The sequence below is a fragment of the Oceanispirochaeta sp. genome (genome assembly GCF_027859075.1).
In the GTDB taxonomy this organism is placed as follows: Bacteria; Spirochaetota; Spirochaetia; order DSM-2461; family DSM-2461; genus Oceanispirochaeta.
The window spans coordinates 1-17367 of sequence record NZ_JAQIBL010000100.1 but is presented as its reverse complement, the minus strand read 5'-3'; the positions used below and the strand labels follow the sequence as shown (position 1 = coordinate 17367).

Annotated in this window: 14 protein-coding genes; 8 read left to right on the top strand and 6 right to left on the bottom strand. The window is 47.2% G+C overall.

Annotated elements, in window-relative coordinates; translation table 11 throughout:
* Window position 1: 1 nt before the first annotated feature.
* The 4 genes from PF479_RS05525 to PF479_RS05510 are packed head-to-tail and all read left to right on the top strand — an operon-like array spanning window position 2 to window position 7198.
* Window positions 2-1462, top strand: coding sequence for a pyridoxal-phosphate dependent enzyme (locus PF479_RS05525; RefSeq protein WP_298003269.1), 1461 nt, complete (start codon window positions 2-4; stop codon window positions 1460-1462).
* Window positions 1463-1481: 19 nt separating this feature from the next.
* Entirely contained in the window at window positions 1482-4586 is a 3105-nt protein-coding gene (ygfK, locus tag PF479_RS05520; protein ID WP_298003266.1) for a putative selenate reductase subunit YgfK, read from the top strand.
* 13 nt (window positions 4587-4599) lie between these two features.
* A complete protein-coding gene (gene ssnA / locus PF479_RS05515; protein ID WP_298003263.1) occupies window positions 4600-5934 on the top strand; it encodes a putative aminohydrolase SsnA in 1335 nt (444 codons plus the stop codon).
* 58 nt (window positions 5935-5992) lie between these two features.
* Complete coding sequence (locus tag PF479_RS05510) at window positions 5993-7198, top strand: YgeY family selenium metabolism-linked hydrolase (RefSeq protein WP_298003260.1); 1206 nt, start codon at window positions 5993-5995, stop codon at window positions 7196-7198.
* Window positions 7199-7238: 40 nt separating this feature from the next.
* Here PF479_RS05510 and PF479_RS05505 read toward each other — a convergent pair whose 3' ends face one another.
* Window positions 7239-9116, bottom strand: coding sequence for a diguanylate cyclase (locus PF479_RS05505; protein WP_298003257.1), 1878 nt, complete (start codon window positions 9114-9116; stop codon window positions 7239-7241).
* Window positions 9117-9166: 50 nt separating this feature from the next.
* Entirely contained in the window at window positions 9167-9805 is a 639-nt protein-coding gene (locus PF479_RS05500; RefSeq protein ID WP_298003254.1) for a PAS domain-containing protein, read from the bottom strand.
* A gap of 174 nt (window positions 9806-9979) precedes the next feature.
* Between PF479_RS05500 and arcC the strand changes: the two genes are divergently transcribed.
* Both arcC and ygeW read left to right on the top strand, forming a co-directional pair.
* A complete protein-coding gene (arcC, locus tag PF479_RS05495; RefSeq protein ID WP_298003252.1) occupies window positions 9980-10936 on the top strand; it encodes a carbamate kinase in 957 nt (318 codons plus the stop codon).
* 24 nt (window positions 10937-10960) lie between these two features.
* Window positions 10961-12157, top strand: a complete 1197-nt coding sequence (gene ygeW / locus PF479_RS05490; protein WP_298003249.1) for a knotted carbamoyltransferase YgeW — start codon at window positions 10961-10963, stop codon at window positions 12155-12157.
* 89 nt (window positions 12158-12246) lie between these two features.
* Here the strand turns inward: ygeW and PF479_RS05485 are convergent, their stop codons facing one another.
* Window positions 12247-12702, bottom strand: coding sequence for a DUF1456 family protein (locus tag PF479_RS05485; protein ID WP_298003247.1), 456 nt, complete (start codon window positions 12700-12702; stop codon window positions 12247-12249).
* A gap of 91 nt (window positions 12703-12793) precedes the next feature.
* On the opposite strand from PF479_RS05485, the gene PF479_RS05480 reads away from it, so the two are divergent.
* Together PF479_RS05480 and PF479_RS05475 are read left to right on the top strand one after the other, a co-directional pair.
* Entirely contained in the window at window positions 12794-13456 is a 663-nt protein-coding gene (locus tag PF479_RS05480) for a class I SAM-dependent methyltransferase (protein WP_298003244.1), read from the top strand.
* 61 nt (window positions 13457-13517) lie between these two features.
* Window positions 13518-13970 carry a hypothetical protein gene (locus PF479_RS05475; RefSeq protein ID WP_298003241.1) on the top strand — a complete coding sequence of 151 codons (453 nt, stop codon included), beginning with the start codon at window positions 13518-13520 and terminating at the stop codon, window positions 13968-13970.
* A 45-nt stretch (window positions 13971-14015) separates the two neighbouring features.
* On the opposite strand, the gene rnmV is transcribed toward PF479_RS05475, so the two are convergent.
* Genes rnmV through PF479_RS05460 form a run of 3 tightly spaced genes read right to left on the bottom strand, consistent with a single transcriptional unit; the run spans window position 14016 to window position 17055 of the window.
* Window positions 14016-14561, bottom strand: coding sequence for a ribonuclease M5 (gene rnmV, locus PF479_RS05470; RefSeq protein ID WP_298003238.1), 546 nt, complete (start codon window positions 14559-14561; stop codon window positions 14016-14018).
* Window positions 14558-15376 carry a hypothetical protein gene (locus PF479_RS05465; RefSeq protein ID WP_298003235.1) on the bottom strand — a complete coding sequence of 273 codons (819 nt, stop codon included), beginning with the start codon at window positions 15374-15376 and terminating at the stop codon, window positions 14558-14560. The genes rnmV and PF479_RS05465 overlap by 4 nt, the downstream gene beginning before the upstream one ends.
* Window positions 15376-17055, bottom strand: a complete 1680-nt coding sequence (locus tag PF479_RS05460) for a long-chain fatty acid--CoA ligase (protein ID WP_298003232.1) — start codon at window positions 17053-17055, stop codon at window positions 15376-15378. Before PF479_RS05460 ends, PF479_RS05465 begins: the two co-directional genes overlap by 1 nt.
* Window positions 17056-17367: the final 312 nt, after the last annotated feature.

Below are 17367 nucleotides of genomic sequence, written 5' to 3'. Positions count from 1 at the left end.
GATGATTGATTTTACAGTAAACAAAGAAATTCAGAAAAACAATGCGGAGTATTGCAAATCCAAAGGGATCATACTGCCAACCATCGCCATGATGAAGAACCCGGAACTGGTGCCCGAAGAGGCCAAGGCTAAACTTAAAAAGACCGGTCTCTGGGACATTGATCCTGTGAATCTCTACCGCATCAGCTGGAAAAATGAAGCAGTGGAATCTGGAGGTCTTTTCGGCAAGGTCAATCATCTTGTTCTTCCCCCAGCACTGACGGGGTGCAAGGCCAATATTATCGTTCTCACGGGCAAGTGGTTTCCCACGGGAGCCCATAAAGTAGGCGCCACCTTCGGCTGCCTGGCTCCCAGACTGATCACTGGACAATTCAACCCCAGAACGACCAAAGCCGTATGGCCTTCAACGGGAAACTACTGCCGCGGAGGCGCCTATATTTCTGCTCTGCTGGCCTGTGAAGCCATTGCCATCCTGCCCGAGGAGATGAGTGAAGAGCGGTTTAACTGGCTCAAAAAAGTCGCCGGTGAAGTAATCGCCACTCCCGGGTCTGAATCGAATGTAAAAGAAATCTTTGACAAATGCTGGGAGCTGAAAGAGTCTGGTCAGGATCTGAGGATCTTCAACCAGTTTGATGAGATGGGAAATCCTCTCTGGCATTATAATGTAACAGGAAGCGCCATCGAAGAAGCACTGGGCTATTATATGAAAAAGGGTGACAAGATGGCCGGATTTGTTTCCTCATCGGGTTCAGGTGGAACCCTGGCGGCCGGGTCCTACCTGAAAAAAGTCTTCCCTGCCACCAAGATCATCGCGGCCGAAGCCCTCCAGTGCCCCACCCTCCTGAACAACGGATATGGCGCTCACAGAATCGAAGGTATCGGCGACAAACATGTTCCCTGGGTGCACAACTGCAAGGACAGTGATTTCATTGCTGCCATTGATGATGAAGACCCCATGCGTCTCATCCGCCTTTTCAACGAAAAAATTGGCCGGGACAGCCTCAAGTCAGCAGGAGTGGCATCAGAACTGGTCGATCAGCTCGGTCTACTGGGGATTTCCGGGATTGCCAATGTTCTGGCGGCCATAAAGTTTGCCAAGTACAGCGAACTGACCGAAAATGACTATGTTGTAACCATCGCCACCGATTCAATGGAACTTTATAATTCCAGGGTTCAGGAACTCTCTGAAGCCAGAGGAGCCTATACCAGCGCTCAGGCAGAAAGGGACATGGAGCTGCTGATGGGCCAGAGCATCGATCACCTGAAGGAGATGAACTACTACGACAAGAAAGCCATTCATAACCTCAAATACTTCACATGGATCGAACAGCAGGGACGGGAACTGAGTGAACTGAACGCCCAGTGGTATGATCATGATAATTACTGGTACGGCACTCTCGAACAGGCTGATGAAATCGACAGAAAGATAGAAGAATTCAATTCCATCATCGACAAAAGCTGATTCTGAGAGGAAAGGAAATATGACAGATACGATGCACCCGGTGTCCTTTCAGGAACTGGTCAAAAGAATATTTGATGAATATGCGCTGGAAAGAAAAATTTTAAGTTTCAATAAAGATCTTTCCGGTACAGACGGCGGCGGTCATGCACCCATGATCCTCTTTGGGGAAACTGCGGCCACTCCGGTGGGACCTGCGGCCGGACCGCACACCCAGCTGGCACAGAACATTGTGACATCCTGGTTGGCGGGTGCCCGTTTCTTCGAGTTGAAAACCGTTCAGATCATGGATACCCTTGAAATTGAAAAGCCCTGTATCGATGCCGAGGATGAGGGATTCAACACAGAGTGGTCCACCGAGTTCACTCTGGACAAGGCCTATGATGAATACCTCAAAGGATGGTTCCTTCTGCATATGCTGGAGGCCCTCTTTGAAGATCATACTGATCGGCAGTTTATATTCAACATGTCTGTGGGTTATGACCTGAAGGGCATTCAGAACCCCCGTATGGATCAGTTTATCAATCGCCTGATGAACAGTGGATCGGAAGAAAGGTTCCTTCAATACAAAAAAGAACTGAATGCCTTCGCATTGGACCCCTCCTTCCTCAGAGGCTCAGGGCTGGAATCCAAGGCAGACAAACTCAAGGGACTGGCCGACCGGATTTCGCCGGTACTTTGCCGTTCCATGACCTTAAGCACCATGCATGGCTGCCCTCCAGAAGAGATCGAAAAGATAGCTGTCTATCTTCTGGCAGAGAAAAAAATTCATACATTTGTCAAACTGAATCCGACCCTCCTTGGATTTGAAAGGGTCAGAGCGATTCTGGACGAACTGGATTATGGATATGTGAAGCTGAACCCCGAGGGTTTTGACCATGACCTGCAGTATCCCGAAGCAGTTTCCATGCTGAAAAGACTGGTGGATCTGGGGAAGAAACAGAACCTCAGCTTTGGTGTCAAACTGACAAATACACTGGGATCGATTAACAACAAGGGTATCCTGCCGGGTGACGAAATGTATATGTCCGGACGGACCCTGTTCCCGATATCCATACAGGTGGCTCTTAAAATCAGCCGCGAATTTGATGGAAAATTGCCCATCTCTTTTTCCGGAGGGGCCAGTGTTCTCAACATGAAAGAGATCATCCAGACGGGCATCAGACCTGTCACCATGGCAACGGATATGCTCAAACCCGGTGGATACGGCCGCATGGCCAGAGCTGTAGAGAAGGCGAAGGAAGTAGAAGACTGGAACAGAAACGAAATTGACCTAACCGCACTGGAAGCCCTGGCGGCAAAAGCCATGACTGCCAAAGAGTATAAGAAGGATTGGAGAGGGACGGATGTCATCTCCACGGAGGAGGAACTTCCTCTATATGACTGTGCCGTTGCACCCTGTAAAACAGCCTGTGCCATTCATCAGGATGTTCCTGAGTATCTCCGCCTGGTAGGACAGGGCCGTTATGCTGATGCACTGGAAGTTATTTACGATAAAAACCCCCTCCCCTTCATTACCGGATGGATCTGTGACCATAAGTGTCATTACAACTGCACCAGGATGGACTATGAGGGAACCGTAAAAATAAGGGAAATGAAGAAGATCGCGGCACAGGAAGGCTTTGAAGAGTACCTGAAACGATTTGTTAAACCTGGAACCGGCAGCGGTCAGAAGGCGGCTGTCATCGGGGCGGGTCCTGCCGGCCTGGCAGCAGCGTATTTCCTGAAGAGAGGAGGGATGGACGTCTCTGTTTTTGAAAGAGAAGACGGCCCCGGCGGGATCATCAGCTATGTACTGCCCTCCTTCAGAATGCCTCTGGATCAGATTGAAAATGATATGGATTTTATCCGGCTTCACGGGGTAGATTTCCATTTTGGACAGAAGGATATGACCATAGCGGGGCTGAAAGAGAAGGGGTATGACAAGATCCTCATCGCCATAGGTGCGGAAAAAGATAACATCCTGAACCTTCCCGGAGGCCGTGTGATGACCTCACTGAATTTTCTGGAAAGATTCCGCCACAATCCGGAATCCTGTCAACTCGGAGAAAATGTCGCCATTGTGGGCGGTGGAAATACAGCCATGGATTCGGCCCGTTCTGCTGTAAGAGCACCAGGGGTGAAACAGGTGAGGGTCATATACAGAAGAACCCTCCAGGAAATGCCCGCCGACAGAGAAGAGTATTATGATGCCATGGAAGAGGGCATCAGCTTCCACTTTCTCAGAAATCCGAAAGAGTTCCTCCCCGGGGGCAGACTCAAATGCTCGGTCATGAAACTGGGTGACCCGGATGAGTCGGGAAGACGAAGACCTGTAGTCACGGAAGAGGCGGAGGAGTACAGCGTTGATACTCTGATCACAGCCATCGGAGAAAAAGTGGATAACAAGATTCTCCAATCCATGGGTCTCTCCATATCGGACAGAGCTGTGGAGGTTAACCAAAAAACCCTTGAAACTAAAATTCCCGGTGTATTTCTGGTAGGGGACGCCCAGACAGGTCCAGACTCCATTGTGGGAGCCATGGGCAGCGCCCGAAAGGCGGTCAATTCCATCCTGGCAAAGGTCGGGGTATCCCTGGCACCTGTCAAGGCGGAAGCTCTTGAGGAGATAGAATTAAAAGACATCCTTCACAGGAAATCGATCCTGACCGAAAGTGCTCCTGATCCCGGAAAAACAGCTCAATGGGCTCAGGTGGAAGCCAGCCGCTGCCTGCAATGCGATGTTGTATGTGACAAATGTGTGGATGTTTGCCCCAACAGAGCCAATGTCGTCATTCATACGGGAAAGGAAGGCTTTAGCCAGGAGACCCAGATTCTCCATGTTGACACCTACTGTAATGAATGCGGAAATTGTGCCCGCTTCTGTCCCTGGGACGGCCGACCCTACAAGGATAAAATAACAGTATTCAGTACAAAAGAAGATTTTGACGGCAGCGACAACAACGGATTTCTTGTCAGAGGATCTGAGATCATCCTCCGGCAGAGCGGCTCCGTGATGACCCTGAAATGGGATGGATCAGAACTGATCGGAACTGTTCCTGCTGGAATTGAGGGAGAAAAGAGCGCGAGGATACTCAAAACGATCCTCACTGGCTACAACTGGTACAACGGTCCGGTTGAGTCATGAGAAGGAGGAAGAGATGCTGATAATTAAAAATGCAACAGTGGTCAATTTTTCACCCCCCGAATTCCATAAGGGTTGGGATCTGGTCATTGAAGACGGCATGATCGCCGCAGCAGGACCCGGAGCGTCGGAAGGCCTGACGGCAAAGGAAGTATGGGATATGGAGGGAGCCATTGTCCATCCCGGGCTGGTATGCAGTCACAACCATTTCTACTCCGGCCTTTCCAGAGGGATTCTGGCTGAGATCAAACCCACTCCTGACTTCGTCTCTGTGCTGAAAAATCTCTGGTGGCGTCTGGACAAAGCCATAGACCGGGACATCCTGAAGTCGAGTGCCCTCGTCTGTTCTCTCGATGCCATCCGGAATGGTACAACCGCGGTGATCGATCATCATGCCTCCCCCTCCTTTGTAGAGGGATCTCTCTCAGTATTGAAAGACAGCTTCGAGAAAACAGGACTCCGGGGAATGAGCTGCTACGAAACCACCGACCGGAACGGCCTGGCTGAGATGGAGGCGGGTGTAGCTGAAAACATACGAATGGCCCGGGAAATCGACAGGGAAAAGGAACAGGGAACCTGGTCGGGACTTTATGAGGCCCACATTGGAGCCCATGCCCCCTTCACGGTTCCTGAGAGCGGCTTAAAACTGCTGAGAGAAGCCGTCGAGAAGACTGGTCGGGGAATCCATATTCACGCAGCAGAGGACCGCTATGATGCGTCCTACTCACACCATCACTATGGAGAAGATCTCCTTGTGAGGCTTGACAGAAACGGACTGCTCAACAGCAAGGCCCTCATTGTCCACGGACTATATCTGTCAAAGGAAGACAGAAAGATACTGGATGAACGAAACAGCTTTCTGGTTGTGAACTTCCGCTCCAACATGAACAACAATGTGGGAACTCAGAATCATGTGGGAACTGTCAAAAATGCCGCTCTGGGAACCGATGGAATCGGCAGCGATATGTGGGAAGAGTTCAAATTTGCCTATTTCAAACACAAAGATACGGGAGGACCTCTCTGGCCGGGAGACTTCCTGAACTTTCTCCATAACGGGAACATCCTATTGGAACGGAATTTCGACAGCCGTTTCGGCCGGATCGAAAAAGGTTACAAGGCAGACCTTGTTGTCTCAGACTACCTGCCTCCTACTCCCCTCAAGGCGGAGAATATTGCCGGACACATTGCCTTTGGTCTGTCTGCGACCTCGGTTCGCTCGGTAATCATCAATGGAAAGGTGGTTATGAAGGACAGAATTTTTCCCACTGAATTAAACGTAAAAGAGATATACTCCGAAGCCCGGGAAGATGCATCAAGGCTTTGGGAAAATATGAACCAATTGAAGGATTGACTCCCCTTTGGCTCTGACCATCAATTGATATCGATAGAAATAACAGGAGATAATTACCATGGAAATTGAAAAAGAAATTCGTGACAAAGCGGAAGAATACAGAGATTACACAGCCGGGCTGCTCTCTGAAATGGTCAAGATAAAATCTTACAGCTCTGAGGAAGAGCAGGTATGCCGTAAAATCAAAGAGATGTGCGAAGAGGCCGGATTTGATGAGGTCTATTTTGACGGACTGGGATCTGTCATCGGCCGTGTGGGAAAGGGACCCAAGATCCTGGCTTTTGATGCCCATATCGATACGGTCACCACCGGAGATCTGAGTGCCTGGGAAAAGGATCCTTTTTCCGGTGAGATAGACAAGACCTATGTCTGGGGACGGGGTACTTCCGACCAGAAAGGTGGTGCCGCCTCTATGATTACGGCCGGACGGATTCTCAAGGATCTGGGATACGACAAAGACTACTCGGTGTATTTTACCTTCACCGTCATGGAAGAAGACTGCGACGGCATGTGCTGGAAATACCTGATCGAAGAGGAAAAGCTTGTCCCCGACTTTGCCGTGTCTACAGAGCCTACCAGCTGTCGTCTTTATAGAGGTCATAGAGGTAGAATGGAAATGGTTGTGACCCTCAAGGGTGTCTCCAGTCATGGTTCCGCCCCGGAAAGAGGTGTCAATGCCGCCTACAAGGCCAGCCGTGCGGCCCTGGCCATGGAAAAACTGAACTCAGACTTAAAACCGGACGCAGAAAATTTCCTGGGAAAAGGGACGATTGTCGTTTCTGAAATGAAGGTGAACGGTCCTTCTCAGTGTGCTGTACCCGATCAGGCAATGCTCTACCTGGACCGCCGATTAACCTGGGGGGAAGATGCGGCTCTGGCCATCAGCCAGGTCAGGGAATATATTACAGAAGCCCTGGGAGAGGCACCCGAATCTGTCACCATGCCCGACTATGCCAAGAAAGGCTGGAAAAACACCGACTACAGTCAGGAACTCTACTTCCCCACATGGAAAATTGATGAAGATCATAAGATTGTAAAAGCCGGAGTAGCCGCCCACAGCGCCCTGTTCGGCAAAGATCCTGTGGTGGATAAGTGGACCTTCTCGACAAACGGTGTAGCCATCTGCGGGCGCCATAAAATTCCCATGATCGGTTTTGGTCCCGGCGATGAAAATGAAGCTCATGCTCCTAATGAAAAGAACAGAATTGAAGACCTGGTCATCTGCAGTGCCTTCTATGCCATGCTGCCCTATAAGCTAAGCTGATATCCTTTGATGTAAAAAGGCTGAGATCCAAAAAAGGGGTTCAGCCTTTTTTTTCATTCAGAAGAAATTCCATAGTCACGACTCCCCTCTGCTGTTTGCCTGCCTCTTTCATCCGATACATATTCATGTCCGCAATTTTAATCAATTCATCCAGGGAACTGCTGTCATCGGGGTAGAGGGCGGTACCAAAACTGAAACGACAGGATACACTCCCGCCGGTCACTGGAAAAGAAGGGGGGGTCTCCCGGAATGAATTGAATCGGACTTCCAAATCGTCCCTGTTGGTGTCATGAAAGACTCCGGTAAACTCATCTCCTCCCAATCGTCCCAGGATATCTGAATCCCGGAAAGATTCCTTTAAGAGTCTGCTGAATGTCATAATCATGGCATCACCGGCATCATGACCCCAGAAGTCATTCACAGATTTGAGACTGTCCAGATCGGCCAGGACGATGATGAGCTTCTGACCTGTTCTGCCTGCCCGGTTCAGTGCCGCATGAGCCTGCTCCTGAAAGAAATGCCTGTTGCTTAAGCCGGTAAGACTGTCAAAGCGGGAGAGGCCCAGAACCTCCTGATACAGTTCCTGTTTATCCAGAATCACAGCCAGCTGTTCATTCAGGTAATTCATGACTTCAATATCATCTTCTGTAAAAATATTATTGCTGAAGCTATCCAGAGAAAACAACCCCAGGGTATGACCATTCCTGATAATGGGAGAACCCATAAATGAATGAACAGTCTTCCCTGATTTGGTCGGCAGCAAAGGGGTATGGTTTCCACTGCTTATGACCTGCTGAATATTATTAATGATCACAGCTTTTTCGGGTAATCCCTGATTCTCTTTTATCATAAAAGAAGTATTAAGAGGAAAGGAAAATGTTTCAGTTTTATCCATAATATAGCCGAAGGAGGCTGTCACAGTGAGCATACCATTATGGTTAAGAAGGATGGTCCCGCAATCGGCTCCTTCTATAACACGGGGTATTTTCTTCAGTATAAATTCCAAAAGGCTTTCCAGATCGGGAATGGAAAGGATGGCATGATTAATCTCAAGGACAAGCTCTTTAATATCCATCAGACGGGTAATACGGCGGGATGCTGATTTCTGATCCGTAACATCCAGCATAAATCCAGCCAGTCCCTTGACTCTGCCGTCTTTCCTGCTGTAATCCGGTGTCTTATGAATTATAAAATCCCTGATTCTTCCGTCTCGGAAACGCACCTTCCTCTCAAATATTTGAACGTCCTGCTTCTGCATTAATTTATTGTCATCCCGGGATAAGATTTCTGCCTGATCCCGGTCATAAATGTCATAAACCGTCTTTCCATGAATCTCATCGACTGATAGTCTCAATATCTTTGAATAGGCATTATTATAGAACTGAAATTGTCCTGATTGATTCTTATAGTATATAGGGAGGGGAACAAGATTGATTAATGTATTTAGAAACTCCCGGTTTTCTTCAAGAGAGTCTTCCTGGTTGACTAATTCATTGATATTTCTTACATGCCCTACTGCCCCATAGATCTGCCCCTTTTTTTTGAGGAATGTACCGGAAATCCTCAACCAGGGTGAGACTTTGCCGGTCCGTTTCTTCAATCTGAAATTTTTCTCTTCAATTTTTTTCATCCGGATGATTGACTTAAGAATTCTGAAAAAATGCTGAGCATCTTTTCTTTCAAGCTGGGAAAAAATAAAACTATAGAGATTAGAGTCTTTGAGATCTGTGAGCTCCAGCAGATCCAGGAGGTTCGTTGTCAGATGGATCTGGTTTTTATTAAAATCCCAGAACCAGGGGTATAATCCGGCAGATTGGAGAACTGTATCGTATTCCGGGGTGAGATGCCCATCTGACCCCAGGGGCATTTTGTCTGTTAGTATGATATTCGGGTCAACCAGGGAGCAACTGATATTCATAAAACATATAATAGCAGAAAATATTCACTGGGGATAGAATTCTGCATTAATCAGTCTCTGTTCTTAACTTCCTCAATATAATTATAAATCGTATAGCGGCTGACATTGAGTTCTCCCGCCAGGTTATCTGTGGATCCCTTGATTGAAAAAATATGATTCTCATTCAGAAACCTGACAACTTCGAGATTATCTTTTTTGTCGAAATAACAGACTGGTTTCCCTATGGAGTCTATCCCCTTACGGATCATGATATTCAGGAATTCCTGGGTGTTCTGAGGCATTTCATCATGACCGTCGGGCCGTTCTTTCCCGCTGAACTGATCAATAAAATGCTGCAGCATATTCATGGCGCTCATATCAATATTCATGCTGAGGGCTCCTAAAAGAATCTCTTTATCATGGATAAGCACGGTAGTAGATTTTAAAGGCTTCCCCGATTTTGTCGCCGATTCATAGTTGGTCCGCATAGTTTCTCCCTCATCCTGCATCTCCTGAACCATTTCACAAAGAAGCTGCGTTGCCGGGGTTCCAGGAAGGCGGCTGGTGATTCCCCCTTCTCTTGCGATCAGCTCGGGGGGATCTTTCTGGAAATCATAGAGGATAACTTCGCCCCCACCTATTGTTTTCCCAATGGCATGAACGAGGGGAATACAGGATTTCAAGGTATCTGATGAATTGGAATGAGGCATAATAACTCCCGGATTCCCGTTCCTTGACGGGAAATAATCAGCTTATTATATCAGATATTTTTCACCTTGCCAAAAAAGGAACCACTTTTCTTACAATATTTTAATAAACCTTGCCAATTATTTGTAAATGGATCTATAATCGATTTTAGATTCAATAATTTTTCGGGAGATTTTATGGCTGATTCATTGGCACTAATTGCCATCGGGGGAAATTCCCTTATTGCTGATAATGAACATATGACCGTTGAAGATCAGTATGCTGCCGTATGCACAACGGCTCGGCACATCGCAGATCTGGTAGAAGCGGGAATGACACTGGTAGTCACCCATGGAAACGGACCACAGGTAGGATTTATCCTTAGAAGATCCGAAATTGCCAGAGAAGTAGCCCACATGCACCCGGTTCCCCTGGTCAGCTGCGATGCGGATACCCAGGGAGCCATCGGTTATCAGATTCAGCAAGCCCTGGATAACGAATTCAGACAGAGAAAAATCAAACGGATAGCGGCAACGATTGTCACCCAGGTTCTGGTGGACAAGGATGATCCCGCCTTTAAAAAACCAGCCAAACCGATTGGCCAGTTCTATTCTTCCGATGAGGCGATGTTGCTGAGGGCAGCCTACCCCGATTGGACTCTTGTAGAAGACGCCGGACGAGGATTCCGAAGGGTTGTCGCCTCCCCTCTTCCTCAGGATATAATAGAACTGGGAGCCATAAAAGCACTCATAGCAGAAAACTACTGCGTGATCGCAGCAGGTGGAGGCGGAATTCCAGTCATCGAGTCAGACAAGGGATTGCTGGAGGGAATTGATGCGGTCATCGACAAGGATTTTGCCTCAGCCTTCCTCTCCCATGCCCTCCAGGCAGATGTTTTTATCATCTCAACGGGAGTAAAGGAAGTATGCCTCAATTTCGGGAAAGCCGATCAGAAAAGGTTAAACAATATAAAGGCTTCTGAGGCTCGCCGATATATGGAAGATGGTCACTTTGCTCCGGGCAGCATGGCTCCCAAGATTAAGGCAGCCCTTGATTTTCTGGACAGAGGCGGAAAAGAAGTAATCATCACCAGTCCGGAGAATTTAAAAGAAGCAGTACTCAACGGGGCGGGAACCCATATAACCCGGGACTAATAACAAAACCCAAAGGAGAAAACAATGGATAGAATTGGAATTGAAGAGAGAATCAAAGACCTTTCCTGCCTGAGAGCAGAGAATATGTACCTGAAAGATTTTTTACTGACCTGGGACAAAACAGATGACGAGATTGCGGCTGTATTTGAAGTTGCAGAGATACTCCGAGGCATGAGAGAGAGTAATATTTCTTCCAGGGCCTTTGACAGTGGATTGGGAATATCCCTATTCAGGGATAATTCAACAAGAACGCGTTTCAGCTATGCCAGTGCACTGAACCTTCTGGGCCTGAAGGATCAGGATCTGGACGAAGGAAAATCACAGATAGCTCATGGTGAAACCGTCCGGGAGACGGCCAATATGATCAGCTTTATGGCGGATGTCATCGGTATCAGAGACGATATGTACATCGGCAAGGGTCATACTTATATGAAAGACGTGGCCAGAGCTGTAGAAGAGGGATACAGAGACGGTGTCCTGGAACAGCGCCCCACGCTGGTCAACCTCCAATGCGACATTGACCATCCCACACAGAGCATGGCTGACACCCTCCATCTGATCAATCATTTTGGCGGAGTTGAAAACCTGAAAGGTAAAAAAATAGCCATGACCTGGGCCTACTCTCCCTCCTACGGCAAACCCCTCTCTGTTCCTCAGGGAATCATTGGACTCTTGACCCGTTTTGGAATGGATGTGACTCTGGCCCATCCCGAAGGATACGAAGTGATGCCGGAAGTGGAAGGCATTGCGGCTAAAAATTCAGGAAATTCCGGAGGCAGTTTTGTAAGAACCAATTCCATGGCAGAAGCCTTTAAAGACGCCGATATTGTCTATCCCAAAAGCTGGGCTCCTTTCAATGCCATGGAAAAAAGAACTGATCTCTATGGTGCCGGTGACTTTGACGGCATAAAAACCCTGGAAAAAGAGCTATTGACCCAGAACGGGAAACACAAAGATTGGGAATGCACCGAAGATTTGATGAAAACAACTAAAAACGGGGAAGCCCTGTATATGCATTGCCTCCCTGCCGATATTTCCGGAGTTAGCTGCGAACAGGGTGAAGTAGCAGCCTCTGTCTTTGACCGCTACAGAGTGCCCCTATACAAGGAAGCCAGTTTCAAACCCTACATCATTGCTGCCATGATTTTTACAAGCAAGTTCAAAAGCCCCTCTGAGAAGCTGATGGAAATGCTGAAACGGGATCAGAAGAGGATTCTGTAGAGTAGAAAAAGGATAATAGAGCAGCTCATCTGAGCTGCTCTATTTTTGCCCCGCCGGTCTATGTTCTGTATGCGGGCTGAGGAGGAAAATCAGTCAGGAATGGAAAGACCCTTTAAAAAATTACGAAGAAGCTGGTCTCCGCATTCCCGGTAGTGCTTGTGCCCTTTTTTTCTGAACAGAGCTGATAATTCCGACTTGGAAATGACAAAACCTCCCTTACCGATGGTTTTAATCATATCCTCTTCCCGAAGCTCCAGGGCTATGCGGAGTTTCTTAATGACCATATTGTTATCCAGTGCCTGAACCTCCGGCACCTTACGGGCAGGATCGGCAGGTCCCCTCTTCTGTGTGATGAAACCATCCAGAAAATGTCCCAGAACGATTTCATCCACCGGGAGAAATCCATCCTGCTCTTCATGTTTCAGCATGTTCACAATGGTAGAGGGATCAACCTTGTACCCGTCCAGGGCGAAAACTTCAGCCATTTGCTGATCTGTATAGTCCAGCGCGTAGCGCAGACTTCTTAAAACTGTATTAAATTCCATACCAATCCTTTACTGCCCCCTGTCATATAAACAGAGGAATGGGTTCTATCTCAGACTATAATACAAAGGCAATAAAGTATAGGATCGATTCATGTCTGAGAATAAATCCAGGGACTGTCTCCTCTGCGGCTCCGCCGATGTCCGGGAGTATTTCAGGGACAGAAACCGGAACTACCTGATCTGCCAGGTCTGTTCCCTGGTATTCGTTCCTGTAGAATACCATCTGTCTGAGAGTGAAGAAAAGAGCATTTATGATCTCCATCAGAACGATCCCTATGACCCCGGATACAGACGCTTTTTATCCCGCCTCAGCATTCCGCTAATAAAAAGGATTAAACCTGGGAGTCAGGGACTGGATTTTGGATGCGGGCCCGGGCCTGCTCTTTGCGTCATGCTGGAAGAAAAAGGCATGACCATGACAAAATTTGATAAATTTTACTTTCCAGATGCATCCGTGCTGAAGCAGCAATATGATTTTATCTGCTCCACAGAAGTCATTGAGCATCTCAGAGATCCCTCTGCCGTTTTCACGACTCTATTTTACCTTTTAAAAAAACAGGGAACCCTGGCTGTGATGACGAAGATGGTCCTGAACAGGGATGCTTTCTCAAAATGGCATTATATTCAGGATCAGAGTCATATCTGCTTCTATTCCCGTGAAACTATGCATTTTCTGGCTGCTGCTCAGGATGCGACCCTTCAGTTTATGGATAAGGACGTGATTTTCTTTCACAAAGACAGATTCCTCCAATAAACGGCTGTACAAAGATATAATTTTTTATTATATATATTTATACATATATAAGGAAAAAATCATGAGTAATAATATTCCCCGTTATTTTGAAGTGAACGAAACATACGCCACTGGGGCTCAACCCAGCATCGAAGGACTTGAATTACTGAAAGAAAAGGGGTTTACCGCCGTATTAAACCTGTCACCAGGGAGTACTCCCAATTATCTGCCCTCTGAAGCTGAAGCCGTGGAATCACTGGATATGACCTATGTTCACTATCCAGTAGACTGCAGCAATCTCAGAAGTATTCACTACAACATGTTCTCGGGAATCCTGAAGGGCTTCGGAAAAGAGAAAGTATTTATCCACTGCGGAGGGAATATCAAATCATCAAACCTGATGCATATGTATAATGTTCTCGAAGAGAAATTAGATGAAAAAGAGTCATACAACCAGCTCCTGCAGATCCAGCAGCCCGAGGAGAAATGGCATGTGTACTTCAGACAGTTCGGCCTGACGGGTATTTCCGCTTAACCCCCCCCCTTTTAGACTCAGCATCTTTGCAGATAGGACTTGCTCTTAAGAGTGGAGATCGGAGAGTGCCTTTTCCAGTTCATCCCGGCTGATTCCAAAATGATTAAGCCGGGCCAGAAACTGCTTTGTATTGCCGTATCCGATCCGCAGAGCCTGTCCCAGGTTCTGACGGCGCTCTTTTGAACCAGGGCCGCCGCTCAAGCCATAGTGGTCCATGTCGGCCAGAGAGAACTCCAGAGAGGCTTCCACCAGCTTGAAACGAGCTTTTTCCAGGGCGGCGATGATGGCCTCGCTGGATGCATTTTCCACACCGATATTATCTTTTTTTGTTCCTTCTTTCCGTGAAATGTAGGCATGTTTCACATTGGGAACAGCCTTTTCAATGGTTTCGCGGATAGTCCTGCCCGCATGATCGGGATCGGTCAAGACAATAACCCCTACCCGTTCGCTGGCAAAGCGGATTTTATCCAGTGTCTTCAGTGACTTGACGGCAAAACCGTGAACCGGTAAGACCTCGGCCTCTACAGCTTTTTTGACGGCAGCCACATCATCCACACCTTCCACAACGATGAGTTCCTGAATTTTCATCATTTTGCAGCCTGCCTGGTATGAACAATCGGATCATCCCGTTCAGAAGGAAGCCACTCATACCAGTCACGGAGAGACAGAAAGTCAGCCCAGAGATCTGTTCGCGCCCTGTCTGCCGCCGGAGTATCTTCAGAGATTTCTTTTGTGGCCGTCAGGAGCCTTGCGATCTTCCTGCTTTGAGGCAGAACTCCCACTCGGCTCAGAAAATCCATACCCGCCACTTCATCAAGCAGACTCAGATAGACAGAGTTCATGATCAATGAGGCATCGTATACCGTCTTGGGACTGTAGTGTCTCACCTCTTCTTTTTGTGCCGACATGAAATCCTGAAACTGCCGCTCCAGAACCATCAGCCGGGTTTGATTCAGCTCAGGCTGCTCTTCATATAGGGCTTTCTGGATATAAATATCGGCGGGTTGGCTGATGAGCTGGTTTACAACACCATATATCCAGGCCCTGACGATTTCTTCTTCATTCAGAGCCCTGGCCAGATCAGGCCGGCCCTGCACATCCAGGGCAAGGCGCATCCGGGCGTTGTTAAAATGACTCTTTCCCGAAGAAGGGATAAGCCTTTCTTCTTCTTTTTCCCGGAAGATCCGCAGTATCTGATAGCATTTACAGGCTATCAGATACTGTCCTTCCGGGTCCTTGAATGCTTTTGAAATATATATGATATGTTCAGTGTCACTGGCACCGGCGGGTCTGGTTTCCACCATCCCGGGCATTTCCTCAGCCTGCACCAAAAGTACAGGCTTCCCTGTTTCCTGTTTTACCCTCTTTATCAAGGCGTCCACAGAATCTAGTATAGTCAGATTCATCAATCCTCTTTCAAAACGACCTTGTGTCTTTTAATTTTCTTTGTGGTCGTCATTTCCATCGCTTCGTCAAGTATATGAAATTGACCGATTTTCTGATAGACCTTGAGTCCGGAATTCACTTCATCGATGACCTTCTGAAAGTGATCCCTTGTCTTCTCTCCCGCGTCCTGATTGGGAAAAATCAGGGCTTCGATTCCCTCGGTCTTCATCTTGGCATCCAGGACATAGCCGCGGACGAGAATCTGTTCTATCTCATCATAGAGCTGGAACTTATCTTCAATTTCCTCAGGGAAGACATTTTTCCCGCCTTCCGTGACGATCATCGACTTGGCTCGGCCTGTTAAATAAAGATAGTTATCCTCATCAAGATACCCGACATCCCCGGTTTTAAACCAACCGTCTTCAGTGAAGACCTCTTTGGTAGCCTCATCATTTTTATAGTATCCCTGCATGATCATAGAACCTTTCAAAGCGATTTCACCGCAGCCATTTTCATCCGGGTCAAGAATCATTGTCTGTGTTCCGGGGATCATTTTTCCCACAGACTCTTCCTTGTAAGCTTCTTTGGGATTCAGAGCCACAATGGGGGAGGTTTCTGTCAGACCGTATCCCTGAACAAAGTCAATTCCCAGCTGATTAAACATCTTGAAGGTTGATGCGGGAAGGGGTCCTCCTCCACAGATACAGACCCTGTTTGTATCTAGAGATAACTTAGACAGGATTCCCTTGAACATCTTCTTTCCGGGATTGATATGAAAATACTTCTTGATGACACCACTGATCCACATGAGAAATCTGATCAGGCCATAGACCACAATCCCTTTTTCTCTGATTCCTCTCATTAATCCCTTGATCAGTTTATTAAAGAGCATGGGAACACCCAGAAACATGGTCACCTGCCCCTGTTTCAGATCTTTAAGAATCTGTCCTATAGCCAGCTGCTTGGCAAAGACCACTTCCGATCCTATACAGAGGGACTCAATGAAAACGGCCAGCATAGAATAGGAGTGATGAAGGGGTAATAGGGCATAAAAGACATCTGTATGAAATATATTCATACATGCCTGAGCCTGATAGGCATCACTGACAAAATTAGCATGCGTCAGCATGACTCCTTTGGAGATACCCGTCGTACCGGAGGTAAATAAAATCGCCGCCAGATCGCCCTCTTCAGGCAATTCAATAACTTCAGTTCTTTCATAACTGATATTTAAGATGTAGTTGTCTTTTTTGGGAGACAGGCTGATAAGGGCCTTAAGTTTTTTATCCTTAAAGTGATCGTATTTTTCCTCATCACAAAAGAGAATATCCACATCGGCCATTTTCATCAGGCCTTCCACTTCTTTGTTTTTCAGGCCGTAATCCATGGGTGCAACAACAGCACCCGCAAAAAGGATTCCCAGGTATGCCAATCCCCATTCGGGGGAATTTTTGCCTGTTACTCCGACACGATCTCCTTTTTTAACCCCTAGAGAGTGAAGATACTGCCCCAGCATTTTGGATTTTTCCAGGACTTCCCTGTAATTCAACTCCACCAGTTCGGGAGAATAGGACGTAAAAGCCCGTCTCTCTCCAAATCGTTCTACCGTAATTTCAAGAACTTCAGGAAGAGTCGGCCATTGGCCATTGTAAAATTTTCCTTTGTAATCTGAAAGAAAATCCCAGGGTGTTAGATTCATAAGAATGCCTCCAGTAAAAATCGCTATATAATCCGGCTCATTAGTAATAGGTCAAAGGATAATTCTAGACCATGAGATTAGAAATTGATAGCCAATTTTTACTGACTCGGGGGAAGGGATTAGCATGATTTGAGAGCCTTCCTTCATCTTGATGAGAATTATCTGTCAATTCAATCTGATACCAACCATTCTTGTCATTCCCAGGAATTAATTCCTTTTTCTAGTAAAATTTCCAGCATTCACCCATCATTATCCATTATGATGGAGATATGATAGACAGAGCACACTTTGGAAATACAGGCCACAATAGCA